At 66.9% G+C, this 7,133-nt stretch carries 5 protein-coding genes and 2 rRNA genes (1 of these 7 running past the window's edge); all 7 read right to left on the reverse strand.

What is annotated here, in order from left to right:
- Nucleotides 1–22: 22 nt before the first annotated feature.
- Entirely contained in the window at nt 23–838 is an 816-nt protein-coding gene (locus tag ACNJ93_RS03805) for a DUF881 domain-containing protein (RefSeq protein ID WP_418955894.1), read from the reverse strand.
- 5 nt (nt 839–843) lie between these two features.
- Nucleotides 844–1,176: a small basic family protein gene (locus ACNJ93_RS03810; RefSeq protein WP_003970459.1), complete on the reverse strand. Its 333-nt coding sequence runs from the start codon at nt 1,174–1,176 to the stop codon at nt 844–846.
- On the reverse strand, nt 1,173–2,102 hold the full coding sequence (locus ACNJ93_RS03815) for a DUF881 domain-containing protein (protein WP_418955895.1): 930 nt from the start codon (nt 2,100–2,102) through the stop codon (nt 1,173–1,175). Before ACNJ93_RS03815 ends, ACNJ93_RS03810 begins: the two co-directional genes overlap by 4 nt.
- A gap of 99 nt (nt 2,103–2,201) precedes the next feature.
- Nucleotides 2,202–4,697, reverse strand: a complete 2,496-nt coding sequence (locus tag ACNJ93_RS03820; RefSeq protein ID WP_418955896.1) for a sugar phosphate nucleotidyltransferase — start codon at nt 4,695–4,697, stop codon at nt 2,202–2,204.
- A gap of 113 nt (nt 4,698–4,810) precedes the next feature.
- Nucleotides 4,811–5,419, reverse strand: a complete 609-nt coding sequence (locus ACNJ93_RS03825; RefSeq protein WP_418955897.1) for a CDP-alcohol phosphatidyltransferase family protein — start codon at nt 5,417–5,419, stop codon at nt 4,811–4,813.
- A 161-nt stretch (nt 5,420–5,580) separates the two neighbouring features.
- A 5S ribosomal RNA gene (rrf, locus tag ACNJ93_RS03830) occupies nt 5,581–5,697 on the reverse strand.
- 75 nt (nt 5,698–5,772) lie between these two features.
- Nucleotides 5,773–7,133, reverse strand: a 23S ribosomal RNA gene (locus ACNJ93_RS03835) (it continues 1,756 nt past the right edge of the window).

The following is a 7,133-nucleotide window of genomic DNA, read 5'->3' on the forward strand; positions in this document are numbered from 1 at the left end:
GCTTCCCCCATGTACCCCCGCCTCACTGCGATGACGACCGAGCGTAGTCAGGGCGCTCCACGGGCCGCAAGGCGTCCACGACGATCTTGTTCGAGCGGCTCACCGTGGCGGTGGCCTGCTCCTTCTCCAGCGTCTGCACCACCCCGCCGGGGATGTTCAGCGCCGGCTCGAGATCCTCGGGCTTGCCGATGACCTTGAAGACGTACGGAGCCGTCACCCGCTTCCCGTCGACCTCTATGTCGCCGTCACCGCCCGAGAAGTAGCTGTCCGCGACCACACGCACGTCGTTCACCTGGATCGCCTCGGCGCCCGCCGCCCGCAGCTCCTGGATCGCGTCGAGCAGCATGTCCGACTCGACCGCGCCCGCGCCGTCCCGGACCGTCAGCGTGATGCCCGGTCCCTGGGCGGCGACGGTGCCGGCGAGGATGCCGAGCTGCCGCTCCTTCTCCCGCGTCTGCTTGCGGGCCTCCTCCGCCTGGTCCGAGCTGCTCTCCAGCTCGCGCCGCTGGCTCTCCAGACGGGTCTTCTCGTCCTCCAACCGCTGCGTGCGGTCGTCCAGCTCGTCGAGGATCCGTACCAGGTCCTCCTGGCGGGCGCCGCGCAGGGCGCTGTTGTCGCTGGTCGAGCGGACCTGGATGGCCAGGCCCAGGCCCAGCACGAACAGCAGCAGCGCGACGACGAGTTGGGCCCGGCTGAACCGCGGCGGCCACAGCCCCGCGGCCAGCCGCTGACGGCCGGTCAGCTCCGGCTTCGCGGCCTGTGCCGCGGCCTGCTCGCCGCCCGCCGCCGGCTCCGACGGCTCCTGGGACGCCCCCTTCGGGGTCTCCTCCGCGCTCATCGGCCTCACGCCCGGAACACGTGGCGCCGGATGGCGGCCGCGTTGGAGAAGATCCGGATGCCGAGCACGACCACCACACCCGTCGACAGCTGCGCGCCCACGCCCAGCTTGTCGCCCAGGAACACGATCAGCGCGGCCACCACCACGTTGGACAGGAAGGACACCACGAAGACCTTGTCGACGAAGATCCCGTCGAGCATGGCCCGCAGGCCGCCGAACACCGCGTCGAGGGCGGCCACCACGGCGATCGGCAGATAGGGCTCGACCACCGCCGGCACCTCGGGCCGGACCAACAGTCCGACCACGACTCCCACGACGAGGCCCAGTACGGCGATCACGATGTGCCCTTCCCCTTGTCGGCCGAGGTCCCGCCGGCGGGCTTCCCGCCCCCGGTGCCCTGCGGCTCAGCTGTACGTACGATCAGGCTCGGCGCGGCCGGCAGGCGCACCTCTTCCTCTACGGAGATGCTGCTGCGGATGCCGAAGTTCTCCTGGAGCACATGCAGGTACTGGCCGTCGGCACTGTCCTGGAACGCGGTGCTCAGCCGCCGCCCGTCCCCCACCGCCAGCACCGTGTACGGCGGCACCAGCGGACGGTTGTCGACCAGTATGGCGTCACCCGCGGCCCGGATCGCCGACAGCGAGGTCAGCCGCTGGCCGTTGATCGCCACGGCCTCGGCGCCCGACTGCCACAGCCCGTTCACCACCCGCTGCATGTCCCGGTCGCGCACCCGCCCGGTGTCGGCGAAACCGCTGTTCTCGCGCGGCCCGCCGCCCCCGTCCGCGGCGCCCTTGGCGTCGTCCACGACCAGCTTCACACCGGGCCCGCGCACCGGCGTCGCGCCGGACAGCAGCGCCACCAGCTGCCCCTGGTCGCCGCCGTGCTGCTCCAGGGCCTTGCGCTGCCGCTCCCCCACCTCGCGGCGGATCTTCTCGACGTCCTGCTCCAGCGTGTCCGCGGCGGCCGTCTCGGCGTCGATCCGGTCGATGAGCTCCTCGCGCTCCTTCGCCACGATCGGCGCGGCCTCGTGCGCCTGCGCCGCGCCCAGGGTGACGACCGCCGCCGCGAGCACCAGGCCGGCGGCCAGGCCCAGCTTGGCCCGCAGCGGACGCGGCAGACCGGCGCCCTCGGCGGCGCGCCGGGCCGTGGCCTCGGCATAGCCGTCGTCGAGGGCGTGGTCCATCACGTTGTTCAGCAGCGACATGGACGCGTCGGGACGCGGAGGCGGGGAGCCGGTGCTCCGAACGGGGGGCTGCTGCGACATGCCGCACATCGTCGCACGTCGTGGCTGCTACCGCCGAATGGCCCCACCGAAGTGCCGGGCGGGCCCTTGCGGACACCGCCCGGCACACCCATCACACGGTCATCGTCCGGCGCTCTCCACCACCGCGCACCACGTGTCCAGCAGCGCCTGCGCCGAGGTGTCGTCGGGGCCCTCCGCCCACAGATGGGTGACCGCCTCGGCCGGGTCGGGCAGCACCATCACCCAGCGCCCGTCCGCCTCGACGACCCGCACCCCGTCGGTGGTGTCGACGAACCGGTCCCCGGCCTCCTCCACGACCCGGCGCATCACCAGGCCCTTGACCGCCCACGGCGTGGCCACGTCCCGCTTGATCACATGGGCCCGCGGGATCCGCGCGTCGATCTGGCTCAGCGTGAGCTGCGTCCGCGCCACCAGACCGATCAGCCGCACGAACGCCGCCGCGCCGTCGAAGACGCTGCTGAACTCCGGCACGATGAACCCGCCGCGGCCGTCGCCGCCGAAGATCGTCGACTCCTCGCGGCCGACCCGCGTCAGATCGTCCGGGGACGTCGTCGTCCACTCCACCTGCGTCCCGTGGTACGCCGCCACCTGCTCGGCGATCCGCGTGGTGGTGACCGGCAACGCCACCCGTCCCGACCTCCGCTCGGCGGCCACCAGGTCCAGCATCACGAGCAGCGACCGGTCGTCCTCGATGATCCTGCCGCGCTCGTCCACCAGCGACAGCCGCTCGCCGACGGGGTCGAAACGCACCCCGAACGCGGCCCGCGCCGACGCCACGATCTCCCCGAGCCGCACCAGACCGGCCCTGCGCGCCTCCACGGACTCCGTGGGCCGCGACTCGTCCAGACCGGGATTGATCGTCAGCGAGTCGACCTGGAGCCGGCCGAGCAGGCTGGGCAGAACCAGGCCGGCGCTGCCGTTGGAGGCGTCGACGACGACCTTCAGCCCCGCCTCGGCGATCCCCGAGGTGTCGACCTGCCGCAGCAGCGCCCCGGTGTACGAGTCGAAGACGCTCGACGGGAACGACAGGTCGCCGATCTCGCCGGGGAACGCCCGCCGGTACTCCTGACGCGCGTACACCCGGTCGAGCTTGCGCTGCCCGGCCTGCGACAGGTCCGCCCCGCGCTCGTCGAAGAACATGATGTCCACCGAGTCCGGCACACCCGGCGAGGTCCGCACCATGATCCCGCCGGCGCTGCCGCGCGCCGTCTGCTGCCGCGCCACCGGCAGCGGCACGTTCTCCAGGTCGCGTACGTCGATGGCACTGGCCTGCAGAGCCGAGATCACCGCCCGCTTGAGGGCGCGGGCGCCCCGGGAGTGGTCACGGGCCGTGGTGACCGTGGCCCCCTTCTTCAGCGTCGTCGCGTACGCTCCCGCCAGCCGCACGGCCAGCTCGGGCGTGATCTCGACGTTGAGGATGCCGGAGACGCCCCGCGCGCCGAACAGGTGCGCCTGGCCGCGGGACTCCCAGATCACCGAGGTGTTGACGAAGGCACCGGCCTCGATCGTCTTGAAGGGGTAGACGCGCACGTTCCCCTGGACAATCGATTCCTCGCCGATGAGGCACTCGTCGCCGATGACCGCCCCGTCCTCGATGCGGGCGGCCCGCATGATGTCGGTGTTCTTGCCGATGACGCAGCCGCGCAGGTTGCTCTGCTGGCCCACGTACACGTTGTCGTGGACGACGGCCTTGTGCAGGAAGGCGCCCGACTTCACGACCACGTTGGAGCCGACGACGGTGTGCTCCCGGATCTCCGCGCCGGCCTCGACCTTCGCGTAGTCGCCGATGTACAGCGGTCCGCGCAGCACAGCGTCCGGGTGCACCTCGGCCCCTTCGGCGACCCACACCCCGGGCGAGATCTCGAAGCCGTCCAGGTCGACCTGGACCTTGCCCTCGAGCACGTCGGCCTGCGCCTTGACGTAGCTCTCGTGGGTGCCGACGTCCTCCCAGTAGCCTTCGGCGACATAGCCGTAGACCGGCTTGCCCTCCTTCATCAGCTGCGGGAAGACATCGCCGGACCAGTCGACGGGCACGTCGGCCTTGACGTAGTCGAAGACCTCCGGCTCCATCACGTAGATGCCGGTGTTCACCGTGTCCGAGAAGACCTGTCCCCAGGTCGGCTTCTCCAGGAAACGGTCGACCTTTCCCTCTTCGTCGACGATCGTGATGCCGAATTCGAGGGGATTGGGCACCCGGGTCAGACAGACCGTGACGAGGGCGCCCTTCTGCTTGTGGAAAGCGATCAGATCGGTGAGATCGAAGTCGGTGAGCGCGTCTCCGGAGATGACGAGGAAGGCGTCGTCCTTCAGCGCTTCCTCGGCGTTCTTCACGCTCCCGGCAGTACCGAGTGGCTTTTCCTCATTGGCGTACGTGAGCTCCATTCCGAGGTCCTCGCCGTCGCCGAAGTAGTTCTTGACGAGGGAGGCGAGAAACTGCACGGTGACAACGGTCTCGGTGAGTCCGTGTCGCTTGAGCAGGCGCAGCACATGCTCCATGATCGGCCGGTTGGCCACCGGCAGAAGTGGTTTGGGCATGCTCGAGGTCATCGGGCGAAGTCGAGTACCTTCGCCACCAGCCATCACGACGGCCTTCATGTCGGAAGCGTCCTCCTTGAGACGACGGTCTAGCCGACTTCACCCATCCGTACGGTGGCCCTCTTACGTCATCGACGGTGCCGGCGGCGCTGCACGGCACGGGACAGACAGGCTCAATCGGCCTCGGTGTCCGCCTTGACGAGGCGGCGGACCTGGACCACGTAGAGGATCCCTGCCCACCAATAGAGAGTTGTACCCCATCCGGCGAAGGCCCACCCGAAAACTTCAGCGAGTGACGCAATCCACCCGTCTCCGTCACTGAGGAGAAGCAGCGGGAAGGCGTACATGAGGTTGAAGGTCGCAGCTTTACCGAGGAAGTTCACCTGGGGCGGCGGATAGCCGTGCCTGCGGAGGATTGCCACCATCACCAGCAGCATCGCCTCGCGGGCCAAAAGGACGAGGGTGAGCCAGAGCGGAAGGATCTCGCGCCAGGTGAGTCCGAGGAGCGTGGAAAGGATGTACAGCCGGTCCGCGGCCGGGTCGAGCAGCCGGCCGAGGCTGCTGATCTGGTTCCAGCGCCGGGCGAGCTTCCCGTCGAGATAGTCGCTGACCCCGCTCAGCGCGAGAACGAGCAACGCCCAGCCGTCACTGTTGGGCCCCCCGAAGACCGGACGGAGAATCAGCCACAGGAAGAGCGGCACGCCGACGAGACGCGCCATGCTGAGGATGTTGGGGATGGTGAGGACCCGGTCCGTCTGAACGCGAGTCTCCTGGACCTCCACCCGGGGGCCTCCTGTGGGGAACGAAGCAACGATGCCCACTGACCTTACCGGCAGGCCCGGCGAGGGTGTGCACAGGGGTGCCGGCGACCCGGCCCGGAGTTATGGACCCGAAACGCAGAAAAACCCCGCACCATGAGGTGCGGGGCTTTCCCACAATGATTGTTCGGCGGCGTCCTACTCTCCCACAGGGTCCCCCCTGCAGTACCATCGGCGCTGAAAGGCTTAGCTTCCGGGTTCGGAATGTAACCGGGCGTTTCCCTAACGCTATGACCACCGAAACACTATGAAGTTGAACTCAAGCCGGCGATGGCGAGTTCGTTACTTCAGAACTAACACAGTGGACGCGAGCAACTGAGGACAAGCCCTCGGCCTATTAGTACCGGTCAGCTCCACCCATTACTGGGCTTCCACATCCGGCCTATCAACCCAGTCGTCTACTGGGAGCCTTACCCTCTCAAGGAGGTGGGAATACTCATCTCGAAGCAGGCTTCCCGCTTAGATGCTTTCAGCGGTTATCCCTCCCGAACGTAGCCAACCAGCCATGCCCTTGGCAGGACAACTGGCACACCAGAGGTTCGTCCGTCCCGGTCCTCTCGTACTAGGGACAGCCCTTCTCAATATTCCTACGCGCACAGCGGATAGGGACCGAACTGTCTCACGACGTTCTAAACCCAGCTCGCGTACCGCTTTAATGGGCGAACAGCCCAACCCTTGGGACCGACTCCAGCCCCAGGATGCGACGAGCCGACATCGAGGTGCCAAACCATCCCGTCGATATGGACTCTTGGGGAAGATCAGCCTGTTATCCCCGGGGTACCTTTTATCCGTTGAGCGACGGCGCTTCCACAAGCCACCGCCGGATCACTAGTCCCGACTTTCGTCCCTGCTCGACCCGTCGGTCTCACAGTCAAGCTCCCTTGTGCACTTACACTCAACACCTGATTGCCAACCAGGCTGAGGGAACCTTTGGGCGCCTCCGTTACCCTTTGGGAGGCAACCGCCCCAGTTAAACTACCCATCAGACACTGTCCCTGATCCGGATCACGGACCCAGGTTAGACATCCAGCACGACCAGAGTGGTATTTCAACGGCGACTCCACAACCACTGGCGTGGCTGCTTCAAAGTCTCCCACCTATCCTACACAAGCCGAACCGAACACCAATATCAAACTGTAGTAAAGGTCCCGGGGTCTTTCCGTCCTGCTGCGCGAAACGAGCATCTTTACTCGTAGTGCAATTTCACCGGGCCTATGGTTGAGACAGTCGAGAAGTCGTTACGCCATTCGTGCAGGTCGGAACTTACCCGACAAGGAATTTCGCTACCTTAGGATGGTTATAGTTACCACCGCCGTTTACTGGCGCTTAAGTTCTCAGCTTCGCCGACCCGAAAGTCAGCTAACCGGTCCCCTTAACGTTCCAGCACCGGGCAGGCGTCAGTCCGTATACATCGCCTTACGGCTTCGCACGGACCTGTGTTTTTAGTAAACAGTCGCTTCTCGCTGGTCTCTGCGGCCACCCCCAGCTCACGGAGTAAATCCGATCACCAGGTGTGGCCCCCCTTCTCCCGAAGTTACGGGGGCATTTTGCCGAGTTCCTTAACCATAGTTCACCCGAACGCCTCGGTATTCTCTACCTGACCACCTGAGTCGGTTTAGGGTACGGGCCGCCATGAAACTCGCTAGAGGCTTTTCTCGACAGCATAGGATCATCCACT

Source organism: Streptomyces tritici (genome assembly GCF_048500665.1).
Lineage (GTDB): Bacteria > Actinomycetota > Actinomycetes > Streptomycetales > Streptomycetaceae > Streptomyces > Streptomyces tritici.